Origin of the sequence: Mycobacterium sp., from assembly GCF_052145595.1 — a bacterium.
Lineage (GTDB): Bacteria > Actinomycetota > Actinomycetes > Mycobacteriales > Mycobacteriaceae > Mycobacterium.
On the sequence record NZ_JBKQOI010000334.1, the window covers coordinates 1 to 23,025 of the forward strand.

General features: G+C 66.6%; 21 protein-coding genes and 2 pseudogenes. 17 read left to right on the forward strand and 6 right to left on the reverse strand.

The genetic code is table 11. From position 1 onward, the window contains the following. Nucleotides 1–53: 53 nt before the first annotated feature. Nucleotides 54–1,691: an ABC-F family ATP-binding cassette domain-containing protein gene (locus tag ACLP4W_RS27780; protein ID WP_442390574.1), complete on the forward strand. Its 1,638-nt coding sequence runs from the start codon at nt 54–56 to the stop codon at nt 1,689–1,691. Between the two features lie 104 nt (nt 1,692–1,795). After that, on the forward strand, nt 1,796–2,026 hold the full coding sequence (locus ACLP4W_RS27785) for a helix-turn-helix domain-containing protein (RefSeq protein ID WP_442390575.1): 231 nt from the start codon (nt 1,796–1,798) through the stop codon (nt 2,024–2,026). Between the two features lie 13 nt (nt 2,027–2,039). Here ACLP4W_RS27785 and ACLP4W_RS27790 read toward each other — a convergent pair whose 3' ends face one another. Together ACLP4W_RS27790 and ACLP4W_RS27795 are read right to left on the reverse strand one after the other, a co-directional pair. Further along, nucleotides 2,040–2,645: a TetR/AcrR family transcriptional regulator gene (locus ACLP4W_RS27790; RefSeq protein ID WP_442390576.1), complete on the reverse strand. Its 606-nt coding sequence runs from the start codon at nt 2,643–2,645 to the stop codon at nt 2,040–2,042. Nucleotides 2,646–2,668: 23 nt separating this feature from the next. Beyond that, nucleotides 2,669–5,503 (reverse strand): aconitate hydratase, encoded by a 2,835-nt coding sequence (locus ACLP4W_RS27795; RefSeq protein ID WP_442390577.1) that lies wholly within the window; start codon nt 5,501–5,503, stop codon nt 2,669–2,671. A 209-nt stretch (nt 5,504–5,712) separates the two neighbouring features. On the opposite strand from ACLP4W_RS27795, the gene ACLP4W_RS27800 reads away from it, so the two are divergent. The 6 genes from ACLP4W_RS27800 to ACLP4W_RS27825 all read left to right on the forward strand — a co-directional run bounded on the left by ACLP4W_RS27800 (nt 5,713) and on the right by ACLP4W_RS27825 (nt 11,982). Then, complete coding sequence (locus tag ACLP4W_RS27800; protein WP_442390578.1) at nt 5,713–6,300, forward strand: Rv1476 family membrane protein; 588 nt, start codon at nt 5,713–5,715, stop codon at nt 6,298–6,300. A 241-nt stretch (nt 6,301–6,541) separates the two neighbouring features. Beyond that, nucleotides 6,542–7,978 (forward strand): NlpC/P60 family peptidoglycan endopeptidase RipA, encoded by a 1,437-nt coding sequence (ripA, locus tag ACLP4W_RS27805; protein ID WP_442390579.1) that lies wholly within the window; start codon nt 6,542–6,544, stop codon nt 7,976–7,978. Between the two features lie 24 nt (nt 7,979–8,002). Continuing rightward, complete coding sequence (gene ripB / locus ACLP4W_RS27810) at nt 8,003–8,722, forward strand: NlpC/P60 family peptidoglycan endopeptidase RipB (RefSeq protein ID WP_442390580.1); 720 nt, start codon at nt 8,003–8,005, stop codon at nt 8,720–8,722. A 151-nt stretch (nt 8,723–8,873) separates the two neighbouring features. Next, complete coding sequence (moxR1, locus tag ACLP4W_RS27815) at nt 8,874–10,019, forward strand: chaperone MoxR1 (protein ID WP_442390581.1); 1,146 nt, start codon at nt 8,874–8,876, stop codon at nt 10,017–10,019. Then, the gene (locus tag ACLP4W_RS27820) at nt 10,016–10,978 is read left to right on the forward strand and encodes a DUF58 domain-containing protein (RefSeq protein WP_442390582.1); all 963 of its coding nucleotides are present in this window, start codon (nt 10,016–10,018) and stop codon (nt 10,976–10,978) included. The genes moxR1 and ACLP4W_RS27820 overlap by 4 nt, the downstream gene beginning before the upstream one ends. After that, on the forward strand, nt 10,975–11,982 hold the full coding sequence (locus ACLP4W_RS27825; protein WP_442390583.1) for a VWA domain-containing protein: 1,008 nt from the start codon (nt 10,975–10,977) through the stop codon (nt 11,980–11,982). Before ACLP4W_RS27820 ends, ACLP4W_RS27825 begins: the two co-directional genes overlap by 4 nt. On the opposite strand, the pseudogene ACLP4W_RS27830 reads toward ACLP4W_RS27825, so the two are convergent. Continuing rightward, nucleotides 11,975–12,797, reverse strand: a pseudogene (locus ACLP4W_RS27830) (hypothetical protein). The gene ACLP4W_RS27825 and the pseudogene ACLP4W_RS27830 overlap by 8 nt on opposite strands. 141 nt (nt 12,798–12,938) lie before the next feature. Between ACLP4W_RS27830 and fabG1 the strand changes: the two are divergent. From fabG1 to ACLP4W_RS27845, 3 genes are read left to right on the forward strand one after another with little or no spacing between them, the layout of a single operon-like run. Further along, complete coding sequence (gene fabG1, locus ACLP4W_RS27835; RefSeq protein WP_442390584.1) at nt 12,939–13,706, forward strand: 3-oxoacyl-ACP reductase FabG1; 768 nt, start codon at nt 12,939–12,941, stop codon at nt 13,704–13,706. Between the two features lie 31 nt (nt 13,707–13,737). Next, the gene (inhA, locus tag ACLP4W_RS27840; RefSeq protein ID WP_442390585.1) at nt 13,738–14,547 is read left to right on the forward strand and encodes an NADH-dependent enoyl-ACP reductase InhA; all 810 of its coding nucleotides are present in this window, start codon (nt 13,738–13,740) and stop codon (nt 14,545–14,547) included. A gap of 6 nt (nt 14,548–14,553) precedes the next feature. Next, on the forward strand, nt 14,554–15,561 hold the full coding sequence (locus tag ACLP4W_RS27845; protein WP_442390586.1) for a ferrochelatase: 1,008 nt from the start codon (nt 14,554–14,556) through the stop codon (nt 15,559–15,561). Between the two features lie 5 nt (nt 15,562–15,566). Here ACLP4W_RS27845 and ACLP4W_RS27850 read toward each other — a convergent pair whose 3' ends face one another. After that, nucleotides 15,567–16,535 (reverse strand): hypothetical protein, encoded by a 969-nt coding sequence (locus tag ACLP4W_RS27850; RefSeq protein WP_442390587.1) that lies wholly within the window; start codon nt 16,533–16,535, stop codon nt 15,567–15,569. A gap of 57 nt (nt 16,536–16,592) precedes the next feature. Here ACLP4W_RS27850 and ACLP4W_RS27855 point away from each other — a divergent pair, with 57 nt between their 5' ends. From ACLP4W_RS27855 to ACLP4W_RS27870, 4 genes are all read left to right on the forward strand, one after another. Further along, nucleotides 16,593–17,027, forward strand: coding sequence for an NfeD family protein (locus ACLP4W_RS27855; RefSeq protein ID WP_442390588.1), 435 nt, complete (start codon nt 16,593–16,595; stop codon nt 17,025–17,027). 28 nt (nt 17,028–17,055) lie between these two features. Beyond that, the gene (locus ACLP4W_RS27860) at nt 17,056–18,198 is read left to right on the forward strand and encodes an SPFH domain-containing protein (protein ID WP_442390589.1); all 1,143 of its coding nucleotides are present in this window, start codon (nt 17,056–17,058) and stop codon (nt 18,196–18,198) included. 10 nt (nt 18,199–18,208) lie between these two features. After that, nucleotides 18,209–18,565 carry a DoxX family protein gene (locus ACLP4W_RS27865; protein ID WP_442390590.1) on the forward strand — a complete coding sequence of 119 codons (357 nt, stop codon included), beginning with the start codon at nt 18,209–18,211 and terminating at the stop codon, nt 18,563–18,565. A 325-nt stretch (nt 18,566–18,890) separates the two neighbouring features. Continuing rightward, on the forward strand, nt 18,891–19,715 hold the full coding sequence (locus ACLP4W_RS27870; protein ID WP_442390591.1) for a PPOX class F420-dependent oxidoreductase: 825 nt from the start codon (nt 18,891–18,893) through the stop codon (nt 19,713–19,715). On the opposite strand, the gene ACLP4W_RS27875 is transcribed toward ACLP4W_RS27870, so the two are convergent. Further along, a complete protein-coding gene (locus ACLP4W_RS27875) occupies nt 19,712–20,236 on the reverse strand; it encodes a MarR family transcriptional regulator (protein ID WP_442390592.1) in 525 nt (174 codons plus the stop codon). The two genes, ACLP4W_RS27870 and ACLP4W_RS27875, sit on opposite strands and share 4 nt — an antisense overlap. A 117-nt stretch (nt 20,237–20,353) precedes the next feature. Between ACLP4W_RS27875 and ACLP4W_RS27880 the strand changes: the two genes are divergently transcribed. Further along, a complete protein-coding gene (locus ACLP4W_RS27880) occupies nt 20,354–20,728 on the forward strand; it encodes an antibiotic biosynthesis monooxygenase family protein (RefSeq protein ID WP_442390593.1) in 375 nt (124 codons plus the stop codon). 279 nt (nt 20,729–21,007) lie between these two features. Beyond that, nucleotides 21,008–22,156 (forward strand): annotated as a pseudogene (locus ACLP4W_RS27885) (PE family protein). Between the two features lie 82 nt (nt 22,157–22,238). Here the strand turns inward: ACLP4W_RS27885 and ACLP4W_RS27890 are convergent. Continuing rightward, the gene (locus ACLP4W_RS27890; protein WP_442390594.1) at nt 22,239–22,991 is read right to left on the reverse strand and encodes a TVP38/TMEM64 family protein; all 753 of its coding nucleotides are present in this window, start codon (nt 22,989–22,991) and stop codon (nt 22,239–22,241) included. Nucleotides 22,992–23,025: the final 34 nt, after the last annotated feature.

Here is a 23,025-nt window from a genome sequence, read left to right on the forward strand (position 1 = left end):
CCGACCGGCAGTGTTCACCGACGACAAATAACTCGCAGGCTAGGAGAGCGAATGTGATCACGGCTACGGACCTCGAGGTCCGCGCTGGTGCGCGCATCCTGCTCTCACCGGACGGCCCGGACCTGCGCATACAGCCCGGCGACCGCATCGGGCTGGTCGGCCGCAACGGCGCGGGCAAGACCACCACGCTGCGCATCCTGGCGGGCGAGAGCCAGCCTTATGCCGGATCGGTCACCCGCATCGGCGGGATCGGCTATCTGCCACAGGATCCCAAAGAGGGCGATCTCGACGTGCTCGCCCGCGACCGGGTGCTGTCGGCCCGCGGACTGGACGTTCTGCTCACCGATCTGGAGAAGCAGCAGGCGTTGATGGCGGAGGTCGCCGACGACGACGCCAGGGACCGCGCGATCCGGCGCTACGGGCAGCTGGAGGAGCGGTTTGTCGCGTTGGGCGGCTACGGCGCCGAAAGCGAAGCCGGCCGCATCTGTGCGAGTCTCGGCTTGCCGGAACGGGTGCTGACGCAGCAACTGCGGACCCTGTCCGGCGGCCAGCGCCGACGGGTCGAGCTGGCACGGATCCTGTTCGCCGCGTCGGAAGGAGGAGCCGGCGCTTCAGGTTCACAGACCACACTGCTACTCGACGAGCCGACCAACCACCTCGACGCGGATTCGATTGGCTGGCTGCGGGATTTTTTGCGGGCACACACCGGCGGGCTGGTGGTCATCAGCCACAACGTCGATTTGCTCGCCGATGTCGTCAACCGGGTGTGGTTTTTGGACGCCGTGCGCGGTGAGGTCGATGTCTACAACATGGGCTGGCAGAAGTACCTGGACGCCCGCGCCACCGACGAACAGCGACGCCGTCGGGAACGCGCTAACGCCGAACGCAAGGCCTCCGCGCTGCGCACGCAGGCCGCCAAGCTAGGCGCCAAAGCCACCAAAGCCGTTGCGGCCCAGAATATGTTGCGCCGCGCCGACCGGATGATGGCCGCACTCGACGAGGAGCGGGTCGGCGACAAAGTGGCCCGGATCAAGTTCCCCACGCCGGCCGCATGCGGGCGCGTACCGCTGGTGGCCACCGGGCTGAGCAAGTCGTACGGGTCGCTGGAGGTGTTCAGCGGTGTCGATCTGGCCATCGATCGCGGCTCGCGGGTGGTGGTGCTGGGACTCAACGGCGCCGGCAAGACCACGCTGCTGCGATTGCTGGCCGGCGCCGAGAACCCCGACGCCGGAGGGCTTGAGCCCGGACACGGTTTGCGGATCGGGTATTTCGCGCAGGAGCACGACACCCTCGACAACGACGCGACCGTGTGGGAGAACATCCGGCACGCCGCACCCGAATCCGGTGAGCAGGATCTGCGCGGCCTGCTCGGTGCCTTCATGTTCAGCGGACCGCAGCTCGACCAACCGGCGGGGACCCTGTCCGGTGGGGAGAAGACCCGGCTCGCGCTGGCCGGTTTGGTGGCGTCCACGGCCAACGTCTTGCTGCTCGACGAGCCCACCAACAACCTCGATCCCGCGTCGCGCGAGCAGGTGCTCGACGCGCTGCGCAGCTATCAGGGCGCGGTGGTGCTGGTGACGCACGACCCGGGGGCGGCCGAGGCCCTCGACCCGCAACGCGTCGTGCTGTTGCCCGACGGCACCGAGGACTACTGGTCCGAGGAGTACCGGGATCTCATCGAGCTGGCCTAGATCGGGCAAGTCGCCGCAGGCGATTTCGGTCAAATCGGCCCGCGGCCGACGCCTGTGTTCTTACCCTATGTGCTGGGGATCGTGTTCAAGCCTGGAGGGGCACCATGAGAAGCACGGCGCGAAACACGGCGCGAAGTACGAAGAAGACGCGCGACCAGTTGTTGCACGAGTTACGCAACGCGTATGAGGGCGGAGCCAGCATCCGCAGCCTGGTCGCAACCACCGGCAGATCCTACGGATCGATTCACAGCATGCTGCTCGAGTCGGGTACCACGCTGCGCGGCCGCGGCGGCCCCAACCACACTTCTCGTCAGCGCCAGCCCACGCGAGCGTAACGTCACTGCGACATCACGTCCGTTCATTCGCAGCGGCGTTACCTCGCGACCCAGAATCCTTGCGGCGCACCGACTTCTCCACCAGGTCGAGGACGGCGGCCAGCCGCTGGGGGTCTTCCCCGGATGCCAGCCGGGCCGCCAAGCCGTCGAGAACCAGTTCTAGGTAACACTGCAATACGTCGCCGGGTACGTCGTCGCGCACCCGGTGTGCCTCCTTCTGCCGGCGCAGTCGGTCGGTCGTCGCAGCCGCCAGCTCCGCGGAACGCTCCGACCATCCGCGGCTGAATACGGGATCGTTGCGCAGCCTGCGTGCGATCTCCAATCTGGTGGCCAGCCAGTCGAACTGGTCGGGCGCGGCGAGCATGTCGCGCATCACCTGGATCAGACCCTCGCGGGACGCCACGTCGGCCATCCGCTCGGCGTCCTCGTGCGCCAGTGCGAAGAACAGCGTGTCTTTGTCCCGGAAGTGGTGGAAGATCGCACCGCGCGACATCCCGACCGCCTTTTCCAGCCGACGCACCGTGGCCTTGTCGTAGCCGTATTCGGCAAAGCAACGGCGAGCACCATCAAGGATCTGACGGCGGCGAGCCGCCAGATGGTCCTCGCTGACCTTGGGCACGGGTGGCTGGGCTGGCTCGGGTGCTAGCCCGACTTGAGCATGTTGCGCAGTACGTACTGCAAGATGCCGCCGTTTCGGTAGTAGTCCGCTTCACCGGGGGTATCGATGCGGACCACGGCGTCGAACTCGATCACGTCGGCACCACCCTTGCCGGCCTTGACGCGCACCGTCTTGGGCGTCTTGCCGTCGTTGAGTGCCTCGATGCCCGTGATGTCGAAGACCTCGGTCCCGTCCAGTCCCAGCGACTTGGCCGACTCGCCTTCGGGGAACTGCAGCGGGATGACACCCATGCCGATCAGGTTGGACCGGTGGATGCGCTCGAACGACTCGGCGATCACCGCCCGCACGCCCAGCAGCAGCGTGCCCTTGGCCGCCCAGTCGCGTGAGGAGCCGGACCCATATTCTTTACCACCCAGCACCACCAGCGGAATATTCTGCGCCGCATAGTTTTGCGCCGCGTCGTAGATGAACGCTTGCGGAGCGTCCTTTTGGGTGAAGTCGCGGGTGTACCCGCCGGACACGTCATCCAGCAGCATGTTGCGCAGCCGGATGTTGGCGAACGTGCCGCGGATCATCACCTCGTGATTGCCGCGCCGCGAGCCAAAGGAGTTGTAGTCCTTGCGGTCGACGCCGTGCTCGTCGAGGTACCGCGCAGCCGGGGTGCCCGGCTTGATGCTGCCCGCGGGGGAGATGTGGTCGGTGGTCACCGAATCACCGAGCAGCGCCAGCACCCGGGCGCCGGTGATGTCGCTGACCGGCTTCGGGTCGGCCGGCATCCCTTCGAAGTAGGGAGGCTTACGCACATACGTCGAGTTCCGATCCCACTCAAACGTGCTGCCGCTGGGGGTTGGCAGGTTGCGCCAGCGCTCGTCGCCCTTGAACACGTCGGCGTAGTTCGTGCTGAACATCTCCTGGCTGATCGCCGATGCAATGGTGTCCGAGACGTCCTTCTGGGACGGCCAGATGTCTTTAAGGTAGACGTTGTTGCCGTCCTTATCGGCGCCCAGCGGCTGGCTTTGGAAGTCGAAGTCCATTGTTCCGGCCAGCGCGTAGGCGACCACCAGCGGGGGCGACGCCAGGTAGTTCATCTTCACGTCGGGGTTGATGCGGCCCTCGAAGTTCCGGTTGCCCGACAGCACGGCCGCCACCGAAAGGTCGTTGTCGTTGACCGCCTTTGAGACCTCGTCGGGCAACGGGCCGGAGTTACCGATGCAGGTGGTGCAGCCGTAGCCGACCAGATAGAAGCCGAGCTTCTCCAGATACGGCCACAGGCCGGCCTTGTCGTAGTAGTCGCTGACCACCTGCGAGCCGGGCGCCATCGTGGTCTTCACCCACGGCTTGGTCGCCAATCCCTTCTCGACGGCGTTGCGGGCCAGCAGCGCGGCGCCCAGCATCACCTCGGGGTTGGAGGTGTTGGTGCATGACGTGACCGCGGCGATCACCACCGCGCCGTGGTCGAGCACGAATTCGCCGAGCTCGGCGCACTTCACCCGCACCGGGTTGCTCACCCGGCCCTTGGCATGCGCGGCTGCCGATGGCACGGCTTTATGGTCGTCGGCGTGGCCGTTGGTCACTTGCCCCGGGTCGCTGGCCGGGAACGTCTCGTCGACCACCTCGTCCAGTTTCGAGTAATCCTTCTTGTCGGGATCGTCGCCGACGTAGGTGGGAATCTGCTCGCGGAACGTGGATTTCGCGTCCGACAACGCAATTCGGTCCTGCGGACGCTTGGGTCCGGCGATCGACGGCACCACCTCGGACAGGTTGAGCTCGAGGTATTCCGAGAAGGCGGGCTCGTGCTTGGGGTCGTGCCACATGCCCTGCTCCTTGGCGTAGGCCTCGACCAGCGCCAGCTGCTCGGGCTTACGCCCGGTGAACTTCAGGTACGAGATGGTCTCTTCGTCGATCGGGAAAATCGCCGCGGTGGAACCGAATTCGGGGCTCATATTGCCCAAAGTGGCACGGTTGGCCAATGGCACCCGGGCCACGCCGTCGCCGTAGAACTCGACGAACTTGCCGACCACGCCGTGCTTGCGCAGCATCTCGGTGACGGTCAGCACGACGTCGGTGGCCGTGACACCCGGCTGGATCTCACCGGTCAGCTTGAAGCCGACGACCCGCGGGATCAGCATCGACACCGGCTGACCGAGCATCGCGGCCTCGGCCTCGATGCCACCCACGCCCCAGCCGAGCACGCCGAGTCCGTTGACCATGGTGGTGTGCGAGTCGGTGCCCACGCAGGTGTCGGGATACGCCACCTCTGTTTCGCGCCCGCCGGCGCGGGACATCACCACACTCGCCAGGTATTCGATGTTGACCTGGTGCACGATGCCGGTGCCCGGGGGCACCACCTTGAAGTCGTCGAATGCGCCCTGCCCCCAGCGCAAGAACTGGTAGCGCTCCCCGTTGCGCTGGTACTCGATTTCGACGTTGCGCTCGAATGCGTCGGCCCGGCCGAACAGGTCGGCGATCACCGAGTGGTCGATCACCAGGTCGGCGGGCGCCAGCGGGTTGACCTTGTCCGGGTTGCCGCCGAGGTCGCCGATGGCCTCACGCATGGTGGCCAAGTCGACGATGCACGGAACGCCGGTGAAGTCCTGCATCACGACGCGGGCGGGCGTGTACTGGATCTCAATGCTGGGCTCTGCCTTGGGATCCCAGTTCGCGATGGCCTCGATGTGGTCTTTGGTGATATTGCTGCCGTCCTCGTTGCGCAGCAGGTTCTCGGCAAGGACCTTGAGGCTGTAGGGGAGTTTCTCCGTGTTGGGTACGGCGTCGAGGCGATAGATCTGGTAACTCTTGTCGCCGACCTTGAGAGTGTCGCGTGCTCCGAACGAGTTCACAGAATCTTTGCTAGTCACATCAACTCCCAAGGATTAAGTTCTTCCGCCGACGGGCCGTGCCGGCGGTACTTCGAATGCTGAAGCCACTTTAACAGTACGCTTGTCCTGCATTGCGGCGGCGGTCGCAATTTCAGTCTCGTCGCCAGTGGCGCGCGTTTAAACCCCTTGGGGTGAAGTCGCGTACGGTGCCTGTAGCACTCGGGCAAGAAAGGGCAGGAGGGACATCGATGACCGGGCAAGATTCCTTCGTCCCACCGCTACCGGCGACTACTTTTCCCTTGCACCCGGTCCTGCCGGTCTACATTCCAGTGGACGTCGACATGACCGCGATCAAAGCTCAGGTCGCCGCGGATGACGTCAGCGCACCACCGGCGGCCATGCCGGGGCTGCTTGACGTCGTCAACCAAGCTCACGCCAAGGGCATCAACCTCAAGATCGTGCTGCTCGACCACAACCCGCCGAACGACACGCCCTTGCGCGACATCTCCACGGTGGTCGGCGCCGACTACCGGGATGCCACGGTCCTGACGCTCAGCCCGAACTTCGTCGGAACCTATAGCACCCAGTTCCCGCGCGTCACCCTCGAGGCCGGCGAGGACATAGCCAAGACGGGCAACCCGGTGGTCTCGGCGCAGCATTTTCTGAACGAACTGAACGCCCCCGAGTTTCCCTGGACTGGCTTGACCATAGTTCTGCTGATCGGCGTGCTCGCGGCAGCCGTCGGCACCCGATTCCTGCAGTTGCGCAGCAGGCGCTCAGCAACGTCGGGCGACGTCCCGGCAAAGCAGGTAGAAGCGCCCAGTAACGGCGCCTAACCACGCGTATCGGGCTTAACCCCGTTTGTCGGGCGAGCCCGTACGACTCGTTGTGGCAAACACTCTAGGTCACCGTCCGGTCACATTAAACACACGTCCAGAGTGCATTTTGTGACTAGCGTTTCCACGGCGTCTTGTGTGACGTACGGTGCAAATGATGCTCATGTTGTTTTTGGCGCCTTTAGCGATGGCTGTGCCTGGCGCCGCCCGTCCGCGTTGAGCCGTAGGAGACCTGAGTCGAATGAGGCGCACCCGCTGGGGCTCGTCTGCGCGACCGGCCGCAAGGCTGGTCCGGCCGTTCGTACCGTCGGTCTTGAGCGTTGCTCTGCTGGTGACCACCCCGGGGCTGGCGCACGGCGATCCCGCCGCCAACAGCTTGGGCGCGCTGATCGCCAACGTCGCCAAGGCCAACCAGCGCCTGGAAGACCTGAGCGCCCAAATCCAGACGGAGCAGGAAAGCGTCAACAAGGCCTTAGTCGATGTGGAGACCGCGCGGGACAACGCGGCCGCGGCCCAACACGACCTCGAGGGCAGCCAGCAGGCGGTGCAGGACGCCAATACGGCGATCGCCGCGGCTCAACGCCGCTTCGACACCTTTGCGGCGGCGACCTATATGAACGGCCCGTCGGGCAGCTACCTGACCGCGACCAGTCCCGACGACATCATCGCCACCGCAACCGCCGCCCGGACCCTGACCGCCAGTTCCCAGGCGGTGATGGACAACCTGCAGCGGACCCGGACCGAGCAGGTGAACAAGGAGTCTGCGGCACGGCTGGCCAAGCAAAAGGCTGACAAAGCCGCCGCCGACGCGAAGTCCAGCCAGGACGCCGCGGTGGCGGCGCTCACCGACTCGAAGAGCAAGTTCAACGAACAGCGCGAGCAGGTCACTCGCCTGGCCACCGAGCGCGACGACGCCCAGGACAAACTCGAGGCCGCCAAGCTCGAGGCCTCCCGCCAATGGTCGACAGGGAACGGCGGGCCCGGCGCGCCGACATCGGGCGACCGGTGGGATCCCGGCTCGCCGGGCGCGACGCCGTCGGCCGCGGGCCGCCGGTGGGACGGCCTTTGGGATCCGACGCTGCCCATGGTGCCCAGCGCCAACGTTCCCGGTGACCCGATCGCGGTGATCAACCAGGTGTTGGGCATCTCGGCGACTTCGACGCAGGTCACCGCCGGCATGGGGAAGAGCTTCCTGCAGCAGCTGGGCATCCTCAAGCCCGACGACACCGGGATCACCAACGCCGGCGGTTCGACCCGGATCCCGCGGGTCTACGGGCGGCAGGCCACCGAATACGTGATCCGCCGCGGGATGTCGGAGATCGGGGTGCCGTATTCCTGGGGCGGCGGCAATGCCGCGGGTCCGAGCCACGGCATCGACTCCGGGGCCGGCATCACCGGTTTCGACTGCTCGGGTCTGGTCCTGTACTCGTTCGCCGGGGTGGGCATCAAACTGCCGCACTACTCGGGTTCGCAGTACAACCTGGGCCGCAAGATCCCGTCCTCACAGATGCGCCGCGGCGACGTCATCTTCTACGGCCCGGGTGGCAGTCAGCACGTGACGATCTACCTGGGCGACGGCCAGATGCTCGAGGCCCCCGACATCGGTTTGAAGGTCCGCGTTGCGCCTGTGCGCACCAGCGGCATGACGCCGTATGTGGTCCGGTACATCGAGTGGTGACGATTGAGTACTAAACGAGGAGCCATGCGCCGCAAGCGATTTCGCCTGGTCAACCTGGCCTGGATCACCACCCTGGTGACCGGGCTGATGTTGTCTGTAGCCAGCCCGGCCATGGCCGACCCCGGCCAGTGGGATCCGACGCTGCCGGCAACGATCAGTGCCGGCGCCCCGGGAGACCCGCTCGCGGTCGCCAACGCTTCGCTGCAGGCCACCGCCCAGGCCACCCAGACCACGCTGGATCTGGGCAGGCAATTCCTCGGCGGGCTCGGGATCAACCTCGGCGGCACCGACACCCCCAGCGCCACCAACACCGGTGCCGGCCGGATTCCGCGGGCGAACGGTCGCCAGGCCCTCGAGTACGTCATCAAGCGTGGCGGGTCGCAGATGGGCGTGCCGTATTCGTGGGGCGGCGGTTCGCTGCAGGGGCCCACCAAGGGCGTCGAGGACGGCGCCAACATCACCGGGTTCGACTGCTCGGGCCTGATGCGGTACGCCTTCGCCGGGGTCGGCGTACTGCTCCCGCGGTTCTCCGGTGACCAGTACAACGCCGGCCGTCACATTCCGCCCAACGAGGCCAAGCGCGGCGACCTGATCTTCTACGGCCCGGGCGGCAGCCAGCACGTCACCATGTACCTGGGCAACGGTCAGATGCTGGAGGCGTCCGGAAGTGCCGCCAAAGTCACCGTCAGCCCGGTTCGTAAGCCCGGCATGACGCCTTTCCTGACTAGGATCATCGAGTACTGACCCAGGTGTGCTGCCCACTAGGGAATCCGGGCCGCGACGGCAGCGTCGACGGAATACGGCACGCCTGGAATAGTTGGACGCGGGCACGTTGCTGCCCCACGACATTCGTCGTGCCGGCAGTCGTGTGCGATTGAGCTGTGGAGGGTTCTTGATGACATCAGCAGGTGGGCCGCCCCCGGGCGCCAGCAATTACTCGGGCCCGGGTGGGCAGTCCGGCCCGCCGGCGCATGAAGCGCCTTTGGGTGGCGGCGGTGCCGGTAACGGGTTGGCCGCCGAGGTCCACACCCTGGAGCGGGCCATCTTCGAGGTCAAACGGATCATCGTCGGCCAGGACCAGCTCGTGGAGCGGATGCTGGTCGGCCTGTTGTCCAAGGGCCATGTCCTGCTCGAGGGTGTTCCCGGCGTGGCCAAGACGCTGGCCGTGGAGACCTTCGCGCGCGTGGTCGGCGGGACGTTCGCGCGTATCCAGTTCACGCCCGACCTGGTGCCCACCGACATCATCGGTACCCGCATCTACCGGCAGGGCAAGGAAGAATTCGACACCGAGCTCGGTCCGGTGGTGGTCAACTTCCTGCTCGCCGACGAGATCAACCGCGCGCCGGCGAAGGTGCAGTCGGCGCTGCTGGAGGTCATGCAGGAACGCCACGTGTCGATCGGCGGCAAGACCTTCGACTTGCCCAACCCGTTCCTGGTGATGGCGACGCAGAACCCGATCGAGCACGAGGGTGTCTACCCGCTGCCCGAGGCCCAGCGGGACCGCTTCCTGTTCAAGATCAATGTCGGCTACCCGTCGCCGGAAGAGGAGCGGGAGATCATCTACCGGATGGGCGTCAAGCCGCCGCAGGCCAAACAGATCCTGCACACCGGCGACCTGCTGCGGCTGCAGGACATCGCGTCCAGCGTCTTCGTGCACCATGCGCTGGTCGACTACGTGGTCCGCGTGGTCACCGCCACCCGTTACCCCGAGCAGCTCGGGATGAACGACGTCAGGACCTGGATCTCGTTCGGCGCATCCCCGCGTGCCTCGCTGGGCATCATCGCCGGTGCTCGCTCGCTGGCGCTGGTGCGTGGCCGTGACTATGTCATCCCGCAAGACGTGGTGGAAATCATTCCCGACGTACTGCGGCACCGGTTGGTACTCACCTACGACGCGCTCGCCGACGAAATCTCGCCAGAGATCGTCATCAACCGAGTCCTGCAGACGGTGGCCCTGCCACAAGTGAATGCCGTTCCGCAACAAGGGCATTCGGTACCCCCGGTGATGCAGGCCGCGGGCGCGGCGGCTAGCGGTCGGTGACCGATCCGGATTCGGCCGCGAAGCACGCGGCCACACGTCCGCCGTCGTTTCAGCGCGGGCAGATCGACGATCCGAAGCTGTCGGCAGCGCTGCGAACGCTCGAGCTCACGGTCAAACGCAAGCTTGACGGTGTCCTGCACGGCGATCATCTCGGCCTGATCCCGGGACCGGGTTCGGAGCCGGGGGAGTCGCGCGAGTATCAGCCGGGCGACGACGTCCGGCGGATGGACTGGGCCGTCACCGCGCGCACCACCCACCCGCATGTGCGGCAGATGATCGCCGACCGCGAATTGGAGACCTGGCTGGTGGTCGACATGTCGGCCAGCCTGGACTTCGGCACCACCGTGTGCGAAAAACGCGACTTGGCCGTTGCCGCCGCCGCCGCGATCACATTCCTCAACAGCGGCGGCGGAAACCGGCTCGGCGCGTTGGTCGCCAACGGCGAGACGATGACCCGGGTGCCGGCACGCTCCGGACGCCAGCATGAGCAGAAGCTGTTGCGCACCATCGCCACTACTCCCAGGGCGCCGATAGGGGTTCGTGGGGATTTGGCGACGGCTATCGACGCGCTGCGCCGGCCGGAACGCCGCCGCGGCATGGCGGTGATCATCAGCGACTTCCTCGGCCCGATCAACTGGATGCGTCCGCTTCGGGCGATCGCGGCGCGGCACGAGGTGCTGGCCATCGAGGTGCTCGATCCCCGCGATGTGGAACTGCCCGATATCGGCGAGGTCGTCTTGCAGGACGCCGAATCCGGCGTCGTCCGCGATTTCACCATCGACGCCCAGCTGCGTGACGATTTCGCCAGGGCCGCTGCGGCGCATCGCGCCGAAGTCGAGCGCACCTTCCGCAGCTGCGGAGCTCCGGTACTGACGCTGCGCACCGACCGTGACTGGATTGCCGACATCGTCCGTTTCGTGGAGTCCCGACGGCGTGGAGCGCTGGCAGGGCGCCAGTGACACTGCCGCTGCTGGGCCCAATGACGCTGTCGGGCTTCGCGCACTCGTGGTTTTTCCTCTTTCTTTTTGTCGTCTTCGGGCTGGCCGCGCTGTACGTCGTGCTGCAGCTGGCGCGGCAGCGGCGGATGCTGCGGTTCGCCAACATGGAGCTGCTGGAGAGCGTCGCCCCCAAGCGGCCCTCCCAATGGCGGCACGTGCCGGCGATCCTGCTGGTGTTGGCGCTGGTGCTGCTCACCATCGCGATGGCGGGGCCGACCAACGACGTGCGGATTCCCCGCAACCGTGCGGTGGTGATGCTGGTGATCGACGTGTCGCAGTCGATGCGCGCCACCGACGTCCCACCCAACCGGATGGCGGCCGCGCAGGAGGCGGCCAAGCAGTTCGCCGAAGAGCTGACGCCGGGGATCAATCTTGGACTGATCGAGTTTGCCGGAACCGCGACGGTGCTGGTCTCACCGACGACCAACCGGGACGCGACCAAGACCGCGCTGGACAAGTTGCAATTCGCCGACCGCACCGCCACCGGGGAGGGCATCTTCACCGCGTTGCAAGCCATCGCCACGGTCGGCGCGGTGATCGGTGGCGGCGATACACCGCCGCCGGCGCGCATCGTGCTGTTCTCCGACGGCAAGGAGACGATGCCGACCAACCCGGACAACCCCAAGGGCGCCTTCACCGCCGCGCGCACCGCCAAGGACCAGGGGGTACCGATCTCGACGATCTCGTTCGGCACCCCCGACGGCTTCGTCGAGATCAACGATCAGCGCCAGCCGGTGCCCGTCGACGACACCACCATGAAGAAGGTTGCCGAGCTCTCGGGTGGAAACTGGTACAGCGCCGCGAGCCTGGCGGAGCTGAAAGCCGTCTACGCGTCGCTGCAGCAGCAGATCGGCTACGAGACCATCAAGGGTGACGTCAGCGCCGGCTGGCTGCGGCTCGGCGCCTTGGTGCTGGCGGTGGCGGCGCTGGCGGCCCTGCTGATCAACCGCCGGCTGCCTACCTAGCTTTTGGCATTCGACGCGCCCGGGCTTGGGCCACCCGGCGAATGATGTCGTCGGGTGGTCCTCGGCGACAACCCTCACCATCAGCCACCCGTAGCGCTGATCCAGCATCTCGAGCCGGCGGATGTCCTTCACGTATTGATAGCGACTGGATCGACCATGATGTCTTCCCAGCCCATATCCAAATACGCTTCCACCCAGCCCCATTCGTTGCGGACGGCGATCTGCGTCTGTGGCCGGGGAAACCCTGCGCGAAGTAAAAGCAGACGCAGCCAGGTTTCTTTCGGCGACTGAGCCCCGCCGTCGACTAGTTCGAGTGTGGCTCGGGCTGCCTTCATGCCTCGCCGACCCTGGTAGCGGCCGACCAGCAACTCAACATCGGCCAGTTTCACGTCGGTTGCCTGCGCGAGGGCATCGATGGCAGCAACGGCGACCTCCGTCGGGTAGCGCCTCGCGAGGTCTGGCGCCGTTCGGGCCGGTGTGGTGACGCGCACGCCGCCAACGACGGCTAGTTCGTCGTCGAGGCGCTCTTCCCAGACTTCCACTCCGAGAGTTGGGCGGCGGTTGGTGTCGATGATCGCGGCTGGCACCGCCGGGTCGATCCACCGAGCACCATGCATGGCGGAAGCGGAGAAGCCGGCGAGGATGCCGCGGCGGCGGGACCGCAGCCAACACGCCTTCGCGCGCAGCACCGCCGTCACCTCGGCGTCCCTCGGCACGTACACGTCCTGATGCAGCGCGACGAACCGGCTCCGCAACTCATAGGCGGTTAAGCGGCGTGCGGCTAGGGCCTCACTGCCCACGAAGGGGTCTTGCATGGCGGAAGTGTGCCGACCCCGACCGACAGTCCCCGCGAGCGTAACGCCACTGCGAAATCCGAGGGGCGAAAATTCGCAGTAGCGTTACGCTCGCGGCCTGCCGGTTTCGGCGCGGCCGAGCCGAGGCGATAGGTTGACTGGGTGACCGAAACAGCCACCGAGAAAACCACCGAGAATGCCCCCGACTGGGGCAGACCCGCATTCGTGTCCCGTTCGGTCCTGGTCACCGGGGGCAACCGGGGAATCGGGCTGGCGGTGGCGCGCCGGCTTGCCGCCGACGGGCACCGGGTGACGGTGACGCACCGGGCCTCCGGCGCCCCCGAGGGGTTGTGCGGCGTCGAGTGCGACGTCACCGACTACGACGCCGTCGACGCCGCCTTCAAGGCCGTCGAGGAGCAGCAGGGTCCGGTGGAGGTGTTGGTGGCCAACGCCGGGCTCACCTCCGACATGCTCATCATGCGGATGAGCGAGGAACAGTTTCAGAAGGTCATCGACGCCAACCTGACCGGTGTCTTCCGAGTGGCCAAGCGGGCGTCGCGCAACATGATCAAGCAGCGGTTCGGCCGCTTCATCTTCATGGGATCAGTGGTCGGGCTGACCGGCCTGCCGGGACAGGCGAACTACGCGGCGTCGAAGGCCGGGCTGGTCGGGATGGCCCGGTCGCTGACGCGCGAACTGGGTTCGCGGTCCATCACCGCCAACGTGGTGGCTCCCGGCTTCATCGACACCGAGATGACCCAGGCCATGGACCCCAAGTACCAAGAGATGGCACAGCAGGCAATTCCATTGGGCCGCATCGGCAAAGTCAAGGAGGTCGCTGGGGTCGTCAGCTTCCTGGCGTCCGAGGACGCCGCATACATCTCGGGTGCGGTGATCCCGGTTGACGGCGGCGCCGGCATGGGCCACTGAGCATCTCTGAAGCACACATACGAGGACGGACATGGCAGGACTGCTCGAAGGTAAACGGATTCTGGTCACCGGGATCATCACCGACTCGTCGATCGCGTTTCACATCGCGCGGGTCGCCCAAGAGCAGGGCGCCGAACTGGTGCTGACGGGCTTCGACCGGCTGCGGCTGATCCAGCGCATCGCCGACCGGTTGCCGCAGCAGGCCCCATTGATCGAACTCGACGTGCAGAACGAGGAGCATCTGGCAACCCTGGCCGACCGGGTGACGGAGGTGATCGGTACGGGCACCAAGCTTGACGGCGTCGTGCATTCGATTGGCTTCATGCCTCAGACCGGGATGGGTATCAATCCGTTCTTCGACGCGCCTTACGAGGACGTTGCCAAGGGCATCCATATCTCTGCGTTCTCGTATGCCTCGCTGGCCAAAGCGCTGCTGCCGATCATGAATCCGGGCGGCGGGATCGTGGGCATGGACTTCGACCCGAGCCGTGCCATGCCGGCCTACAACTGGATGACGGTGGCCAAGAGCGCGCTGGAATCGGTGAACCGGTTCGTGGCCCGCGAAGCGGGCAAGTACGGAGTGCGATCGAATCTCGTTGCGGCCGGGCCGATCCGGACGCTGGCGATGAGCGCGATCGTCGGGGGCGCGCTCGGCGAGGAGGCCGGCGCCCAGATAAGTCTGCTGGAGGAGGGCTGGGACCAGCGCGCGCCGCTGGGCTGGAACATGAAAGACGCGACGCCGGTCGCCAAGACGGTGTGCGCGCTGCTCTCCGACTGGTTACCCGCCACCACCGGGACCATCATCTTCGCCGACGGCGGCGCCAGCACCCAATTGCTGTAGGACGCAATGGAATTTGATGCCGTCCTGCTGTTGTCCTTCGGCGGGCCGGAAGGGCCCGAGCAGGTGCGGCCGTTCCTGGAGAACGTCACCCGGGGCCGCAACGTGCCGCCCGAACGGCTTGACCAAGTCGGCCAGCACTACCTGCATTTCGGAGGGGTGTCGCCGATCAATCGGATCAACCGCGCGCTGATCGCCGAGCTACGCGCGGAAGTGGGCCTCCCGGTCTATTTCGGCAACCGAAATTGGGAACCATACGTTGAAGAGTGCGTCAAGACCATGCGAGACGATGGTATTCGTCGCGCTGCGGTGTTCACCACATCGGCGTGGAGCGGGTTGTCGAGTTGTGCGCAGTATGTCGAAGACATCGCCCGGGCCCGCCGGGCGGCCGGACCCGAAGCCCCCGAATTGGTCAAGCTGCGCCCGTATTTCGACCATCCGCTTTTCGTTGAGATGTTCGCCGGCGCCATTGCCGCCGCGGCCGAGACCGTACCTGACGGCGCGCGACTGGTGTTCACCGCGCATTCGGTCCCGGTGGTCGCCGACGAGCGCTTCGGCCCCCGGCTGTACAGCCGCCAAGTCGCCTATGCCACAAGGCTTGTCGCGGCGGCCGCCGGATACGCCGATTACGATCTGGCCTGGCAGTCGCGATCGGGCCCGCCACGGGTTCCGTGGCTGGAGCCCGATGTCGCCGACCACTTGACGACGCTGGCCGCCTCCGGGACGAAAGCGGTCGTCGTCTGCCCAATCGGGTTCGTCGCCGACCACATCGAGGTGGTGTGGGATCTCGACCAGGAGTTGCGCTCACAAGCCGAGGCCGCGGGGATGGCCTTCGGCCGGGCCGCAACACCCAACGCGGATCGGCGATTCGCCCGGCTGGCCGCGGGGTTGATCGACGAACTGCGCTACGGCCGGGCGCCCGAGCGGGTGAGTGGAACCGATCCGGTGCTGGGTTGCCTCGCCGGCATCAACGGCGAGCCGTGCCGTCCGCCGCACTGTGTTGCGCAGGACCGGTAAACGACTCAATCGGCCCAGGCCGAATGCAGGATCGCGCTGACCGCGGCGATCCGCGCCGAACGCACCACCGCGGTGAGCGGTCGCAGCGCATCGCCGGCGATTCGAGCCTCCGACGAGGATTGCGTCCCGACCGGTTCCGGACCGGCGACGACACGGGCCGCGGCCGGGGCACCACCTGGGTACCGGTCTACCGCGGAGTCGGACAACCCGCTGAGCCCGGCACTGACCGCGATGATCGCGTCGACGTGCGCGGCATTCTCCAGCACCCGCAATGCGCGCGACGGCGCGTGGTCGGGAACCCGGTGTTGCCGTGCCGATTCCAGTAGCTGCTCGACGAGTCCCCGCGGATCGTCGACATCGGCCGCGGCTCCCAGTCCGATGGCGCCGAGCGCATCGGCAGCCGAGCGGACGGCCGAACGCAGCGTGTATTCGGCGTCGCCCAGCTCATGGTGGTCGAACACGGGAGCGCCGGGCAGCGAGTACACGGTCCATGACAGCGCACACAGTTCGGGTAGCTCCGCATCGTCGTCGGCGGCATCCGCGAGCTCGTCATAGGAAAACTCGGGGACCAATCCGACGGCGCTGGCGGGATTGTCGGGATTGGTGATGATGACTGCTTCGCCCGCGGCCAGGGCGTCACGCTCGAACTGCGTTCCCGCGGCCAGTCCCCGCACATCGCCGGGCACGGGCAAAACCACGTTGATCGTGCCGCGCAACCGGGGCGAGTCAACGGCGGAAGCCGACACCGTCGGCCGGCCAACCGCGGCACGCAGCGTTTGTAGCAGCGAGACCGTCCCGGCATCGTGGACATCGGGCCACGGAAGTCCGGTGTGGCCCGCCGCCACGGCATCATACGCGGTAACCGATTGCTTTGGTGCCCAAAGAGATAACGCGTCCAAGACGTCGTCGGGCGCGGCCTTGCCTGCGAGCCAGGCGTTGGCCCACAGGGACAGCGAGACACTCGGACAGCACATGATCTCGGAGTGTAGTTGTTTGATCCGGCAAAGGCCGATCACGCGTATTCTGACCGCATGCCCGCCGCGGTGATTTGGCTCATATTCGCGCTGGCCCTCGCCGGTGGTGAGGCGCTGACCGGCCATATGTTCTTGCTGATGCTCGCCGGCGGTGCGCTGGCCGCCGCGGGGAGCAGCTGGTTACTGGGCTTTCCGGTCTGGGCCGACTCGGCGGTGTTCCTGGTGGTCTCGGTTTTGTTGCTGGCGCTGGTCAGGCCGGCGCTGCGGCGGCGGCTCACCCCCGCGAAGGGCCTGCCGACCGGCATCGAGGCGCTGGAGGGCAAGAGCGCGCTGGTGCTTGACCGGGTCGCCCGCGACGAAGGTCAGGTGAAGCTGGATGGCCAGGTGTGGACGGCGCGGCCGCTCAACGAGGCCGATGTGTACGAGCCGGGCGAGCAAGTGACCGTCGTGCAGATCAACGGTGCCACCGCGGTGGTGTTCAAGCAAACGTAATCCCTCTGGAGAAATAGGAGGAATCCCGATGCAGGGTGCAATTGCTTTTCTGGTGGTGGCGGCAGCCCTGGTGATCTTCGCGATCATCGTGGTGGCCAAATCCGTTGCGCTGATCCCGCAGGCCGAGGCCGCGGTGATCGAACGCTTGGGCCGATACAGCCGCACCGTCAGCGGGCAGCTGACCTTGTTGGTGCCGTTCATCGATCGCATCCGTGCCCGGGTGGACCTACGCGAGCGGGTGGTGTCGTTCCCGCCTCAGCCGGTGATCACCGAGGACAACCTGACCCTCAACATCGACACCGTGGTCTATTTCCAGGTCACCGTTCCACAGGCGGCCGTCTACGAAATCAGCAACTACATCGTCGGGGTCGAACAGCTCACCACGACCACACTGCGCAACGTGGTCGGCGGCATGACGCTGGAGCAGACCCTGACCTCCCGCGACAAGATCAACGCCCAGTTGCGGGGCGTGCTCGACGAGGCGACCGGCCGCTGGGGCCTGCGGGTCGCCCGGGTCGAGTTGCGCAGCATCGACCCGCCGCCGTCGATTCAGGCCTCGATGGAAAAGCAGATGAAGGCCGACCGGGAGAAGCGGGCGATGATCTTGACCGCCGAAGGTACCCGGCAGGCCGCGATCACGGAGGCCGAGGGCCAAAAGCAGTCTCAGATCCTGGCCGCCGAGGGCGCCAAGCAGGCCGCGATCCTGGCCGCCGAGGGCGACCGGCAGTCCCGGATGCTGCGCGCTCAGGGTGAGCGTGCCGCGACCTACCTGCAGGCTCAGGGGCAGGCCAAGGCCATCGAGAAGACGTTCGCCGCGATCAAGGCCGGCAGGCCTACCCCCGAAATGCTGGCCTACCAATACCTGCAGACGCTGCCGCAGATGGCGCGCGGTGACGCCAACAAGGTGTGGGTGGTGCCCAGCGACTTCAGCGCGGCGTTGCAGGGGTTCACCAAACTCCTGGGCACCCCGGGCGAGGACGGGGTGTTCCGGTTCGAGCCGTCCCCGGTCGACGACCTGCCCAAGCACGCCGCCGACGACGACGCCGAAGTCGCCGATTGGTTCTCCACCGCGACCGACCCGGCGATCGCCCAGGCGGTGGCCAAGGCCGAGGCGATAGCCCGCCAGCCGGTGGACGGGACGCCGGGGGCACCGCCGGAGTTGACTCAATAGGCTTGTCGGAATGAGCGTCCTGACTTCACCCAAGGCCTATACGGCGTTGGCCGCGTTCCAGGCCGGCGACGCGGTGGCGTGTGCGATTCCCCTGCCTCCCATCGCCAAAATCCTGGACGACCTGGGAGTGCCGGATCGCGTTCGGCCCGTCCTGCCGGTGGTCAAGGCTGCCTCTGCCATGGGCTTGCTGTCGGTCAGCTGGTTCCCCGCCTTGGCGAGGCTGACGACGGCGATGCTGACGCTGTATTTCGTCTTGGCCGTTGGCGCGCACATCCGGGCGCGGGACAAGGTCGTTAATGTCCTTCCGGCCGCGTCCTTCCTGACCACGTTCGCCGTGATGACGGTGAAGGGTCCGGATCGGGGCTAGTCGAGCGCGAAAGAGCGCTGCGCGATCGCGATTAGAACTCCGGCGGCCCCGGCGGCGGTAGCGGCGGCGCGGGAGGACCGACGGGCAGGGGAGCCGGCGGCCGAAGTGCATGTGGCGCCGGCGGCAAGGGCTCATCCGCCCTGGCTGGATGCCCGCCGGGTGGCTACTATGACATCCGTACTATACGGAATCCGTAGTAGCGGTATGGGAGGCACTCATCGATACCGACCGGCAGGGTGGTCGGAAACGGCTGCTTCGAAGGAGCGTTGTCGTCGCGGCTGGTCTGGTCGGCGCGATTGCAGCGGTTCTTGCCTCGCCGGTGGTGATGCCCAGGATTCTCAAGCGCCATCCGGATTGGCTCAGGCTCGGGGTATTCAAGAGGTACACCGATTTTCGGCGCAAGCGCGCGGGTCATGAGCACTCGGTCACCGCGGTCCTCACCCACGTGGGGCGTCGCAGCGGGCGGACATATCAGACACCGCTGGGTGCTCAGCCCTACGGTGACGGCTTCGTCGTGTCGCTGCCGTACGGCAGCCAAACCGACTGGTGCCGCAACGTGATTGCGGCCCGGGAGTGCACGCTGGCTTGGAGGGGGCGAACCTTCCAGCTGGAGCGACCGGAGATCATTTCCGGACCTCAGGTATTTCAGGCGCTGCCGGTTCTTCCGCGGATTATGTTGCGCGGCGGGGGAATCGACGACTTTCTGTGGCTACACAAGAAGGGGACGGACGCGGGAAACGGAACTGACATTACCAGTGGAAAACACATGCTGCTCACCACATTTCGTAAGAGCGGCGCCGGAGTTGCCACACCTGTTTGGACCGTTCCGGTCAGTGATGGCCGTGTCGGCATGTGGACCGGCGCGAGCACCGGTAAGTACAAGCGTTTGCGCAACAACCCACATGTCACCATGCAGGCATGCACGGCCCGAGGAAAGCCGAAGCCGGCGGCAGCAATCCTCGACGGCACCGCGGAGATCGTCCAGTCCGGCGCGCTTTTCGACGAGGTCCAGGCCAGAATCCACGCGAAGTACGGGTGGCTGATTCCCATTGTCAAGCGCGTCAGCCGGCTGCAGGGGCGGCGCAAGCGCGGCCAGGCTTTCGGCGATACCGTCGTTCTCATCAGGACCGCCCACTCGGTTACTCCCTAGGTTGAACCGTAAGGCGCAGCACCGAAATCGGTTCTTTCGACCACCAGTCGGGCCGACGCCTCATGCACGGCCGCGGTGACTTGGCCGAGGTAGTCGAGGATGAGCGCACCCGCTTCGGGGGCGAGTTGAGCGGCGATCTGGTCGAGGCGCTCGTTGGCGTCGCTGTACAGCTCGGTGAGTCGGTCGAATCCGCTTGGCTCTACCTGAACGCTCCGGCGGTCGGTGACGTCGCGTCGGCGCACCAACCAACCGGCCTTCTCCAGACGCGTGAGCACGCCGGTCATGGTCGCTGGATGGATACCCATGCGGCGGGCCAGCGCCGTTGGAGACTGTGCACCATAACGGGCGAGGACGTCGAGGACGTCAAGGTCGGAATCATTCAATCCCGTCGCCGCCGCGACGCGACGGGTGCTGATCGACAGGTCGATCCGCAACTGGCGCAACGTATTGCGCAACGCATCAGCCAATTGGGCCGCGTCGGCGTTTTGGTGATCCGGTGAAGCTTGCGACGTTTGGCGCACGTTCAGTCCCTCGCTAGTATGTGTCCCATATTATATGGATTCCATACTAAGTAGCGAGAACGACTCACTCGGGCGACCCGGTGTCGCCCGTCGGTGCCACATCGGAAGGAGCGGCAAATGCCTACCAGCGACGAATACCGCGACCCACCCGGGCCGGACGACCCTGGTGTCACCTTGATCAATGTGGTCGAGATGCCGGCCGATCAGGTCGACAACTTCATGGCCGGCTGGAAGAAGCGGGCAGAGATCATGAGCACCCTGCCGGGATTTCGCGACTATGCGCTGCACCGGGCCCTGCTGCCCGACAGCCGATTCCAACTGGTGAACGTTGCGCACTGGGACAGCCGGGAAGCATTCGAGGCGGCGATCGCCAATCCGGAGTTTCTGTCTCTGCGAGAGGCGGCCCAGCATGAGATCGACTTTGGCGTCACGGCAAGTCCCGCCCTGTACGAAGTGATAGCCAGCGGTCATCGCCCGGAGCACACGAACTAGCCGGTTCGCGCCGTACGGCACGACCGAAGCCGTTGCCGATATCCAAATCGTATGCGGCCATGATCAATTCAACTCTGACCAGCCTTGCACGTTGACGGCCTGTGTCGCGCTGTTGGCGTGGCGCGTGTCGGCGATTAGGGCTGATTGCCGTATCGGCGAAAGAGCGCGTCGAAAACGCCAAGAGCGCGCTCGGGTCGAGATACGCTGTTCACCTGTCTAGCGGTTCCCCGGCGCCCCGAATGGCTTGCGGGGCGGTCCCGACTCGGCAGGAGGTGCGGGATATCATTTGTGATCGCGACGCCGGAGATGATCGCGGCGGCGGCAACGGATCTGGCGAATATCGGTTCGACGCTCGACACGGCCAACGGGGCCGCGGCGGCCACGACGACGGAGGTGGTGGCCGCGGGCGCCGATCAGGTATCGGCGAGCGTCGCGGCGTTCCTCGGCGCACACGGTCAGGCGTATCAGGCGCTCAGCGCCCAAGCGGCGGCGTTTCACGCCCAGTTTGTGCAGGCGTTGACCGCGGGTACGCGATCCTATGCCAGCGCGGAGGCCGCCAATGTTGCGGCGTTCAAGGCCAATCCGGCGCAGACGATAGGGCAGGATCTGACCAATCTGATCAATGCGCCCACCGAGCTGGTGTTGGGGCGCCCACTGATCGGCAACGGCGCAAACGGTGCGCCGGGAACCGGTCAGGCCGGTGGGGCGGGCGGGATTTTGTGGGGCAATGGCGGTAACGGTGGGTCCGGCGCGACCGGCCTAACGGCGGTAACGGCGGGGCCGCCGGGCTATTCGGCAACGGCGGCGCAGGCGGGGAGGGTGGGTTAGCACTTGCCGGCACCGGCGGCAACGGCGGGGCTGGCGGCCGCGGCGGCTTGCTGTTCGGCCTCGGCGGTCCCGGCGGGAACGGCGCCCACGGCCTCACCGCGGGTAACGGCGGCGTCGGCGGGTCGGCGGGATTGTTCGGCACCGGCGGCACCGGCGGCACCGGCGGGTTTAGCGACACCGGCGGCACCGGCGGCCACGGCGGCCACGGCGGCTTGCTGTTCGGCGCCGGCGGCACCGGCGGGACCAGCGATCTCCTCGCGGGTGGTACCGGCGGCACCGGCGGGGCCGGGCGGCAATGCTGGCCTGCTGTCCGGCTCCGGTGGGGTTGGTGGCGCCGGCGGGGCGAGTAACAATGCTGACGGCGGTAGCGGCGGTAACGGCGGCAGGGCCGGGCTGGTCGGCGACGGCGGCGCCGGCGGCGCCGACGGGAGTTCCATATCGCTCGTGGGCGGTGACGGCGGTAACGGCGGCAACGCGGTTCTGATCGGCAACGGGGGCAACGGCGGCAACGCCGCGTTTTTCAACCCGGGGGGCAGCGCCGGCGCCGGCGGCACCGGCGGGCTGCTGCTCGGCCTAAACGGGCGGAACGGGTTGACGTAGCTGGCGACGGCGGCACATGGGTGAGCAGCCCCAACCAGTCGGCCTGTTCGCAGATGCGTCGCAGACGCAGGTTCACGCCGGATCAGTGCGTGATAGCCGGCTCGGCGTCCGGCACCACCTTGCGGCGATGGTGCTGACGGTGGTGGCGAATCTCGACGATCAGCCCCGCTACCCCCAACGCCGCCGTGCACAGCGACACCAGATAGAGCAGCGGGCTGGGGTGGCCGGCCAGCGCGTCGCCGAGAACCACCACGGCGGCGGTCCCGGGAAGTAGGCCGGCCAGCGTGGCCAACATGTAAGGCACCACCCGCACGGTCGACGCGCCCGCGGCATAGTTGATCGCCGAAAACGGCACCGCGGGTATCAACCGCAGCGACACGATGGCCAGCCAGCCCCGTTCGCGCAACCGCTCGTCCACCGTGTCGATCGATTTGTGGCGAACCAGGCGGTTCAGCTGCCACCCGGCCGCGCGCACCAGCAGCATCGCGATCATGGCGCTCGCGGTGCTGGCAATCACGGCGATGGCAGCGCCCAGCACCGGGCCGAACAGCAGCCCGGCGGCCAGGGTGAATGCCGTCCGGGGGACCGGTATCACCGTGACGACGATGTGGGCCATCAAGAACGCCAACGGGAACCAGGGGCCTACCGATTCTGCCCAGTCACGCAGCTGCACCGGGGTGGGCAGCGGGACCAGCAGCGCCACGGCAACCACGACTGTGATACCGACCACTGTGGCGACCGTCCGGGGCCGGGACAGCTGACGCGCGGTCGCGCCCATCGCGCAGCCGAGATCGCGCAATGTATCGCTGATTTTGCAGGTCGCGGAACCCGTCACGGCTGTCAAGGTTACGGGGCCTCGATGAATAACC

Excerpts from the sequence above, each read along its gene's own strand:
- ACLP4W_RS27785 (WP_442390575.1), top strand. The coding sequence starts at position 1,796 with ATGAGAAGCACGGCGCGAAACACGGCGCGAAGTACGAAGAAGACGCGC.
- ACLP4W_RS27860 (WP_442390589.1), top strand. The coding sequence starts at position 17,056 with ATGCAGGGTGCAATTGCTTTTCTGGTGGTGGCGGCAGCCCTGGTGATC.
- ACLP4W_RS27800 (WP_442390578.1), top strand. The coding sequence starts at position 5,713 with ATGACCGGGCAAGATTCCTTCGTCCCACCGCTACCGGCGACTACTTTT.
- ACLP4W_RS27870 (WP_442390591.1), top strand. The coding sequence starts at position 18,891 with ATGCCCAGGATTCTCAAGCGCCATCCGGATTGGCTCAGGCTCGGGGTA.
- ACLP4W_RS27855 (WP_442390588.1), top strand. The coding sequence starts at position 16,593 with ATGCCCGCCGCGGTGATTTGGCTCATATTCGCGCTGGCCCTCGCCGGT.
- ACLP4W_RS27880 (WP_442390593.1), top strand. The coding sequence starts at position 20,354 with ATGCCTACCAGCGACGAATACCGCGACCCACCCGGGCCGGACGACCCT.
- ACLP4W_RS27850 (WP_442390587.1), bottom strand. The coding sequence starts at position 16,535 with ATGTGCTGTCCGAGTGTCTCGCTGTCCCTGTGGGCCAACGCCTGGCTC.
- ripB (WP_442390580.1), top strand. The coding sequence starts at position 8,003 with ATGCGCCGCAAGCGATTTCGCCTGGTCAACCTGGCCTGGATCACCACC.
- moxR1 (WP_442390581.1), top strand. The coding sequence starts at position 8,874 with ATGACATCAGCAGGTGGGCCGCCCCCGGGCGCCAGCAATTACTCGGGC.
- ACLP4W_RS27865 (WP_442390590.1), top strand. The coding sequence starts at position 18,209 with ATGAGCGTCCTGACTTCACCCAAGGCCTATACGGCGTTGGCCGCGTTC.
- inhA (WP_442390585.1), top strand. The coding sequence starts at position 13,738 with ATGGCAGGACTGCTCGAAGGTAAACGGATTCTGGTCACCGGGATCATC.
- ripA (WP_442390579.1), top strand. The coding sequence starts at position 6,542 with ATGAGGCGCACCCGCTGGGGCTCGTCTGCGCGACCGGCCGCAAGGCTG.
- ACLP4W_RS27845 (WP_442390586.1), top strand. The coding sequence starts at position 14,554 with ATGGAATTTGATGCCGTCCTGCTGTTGTCCTTCGGCGGGCCGGAAGGG.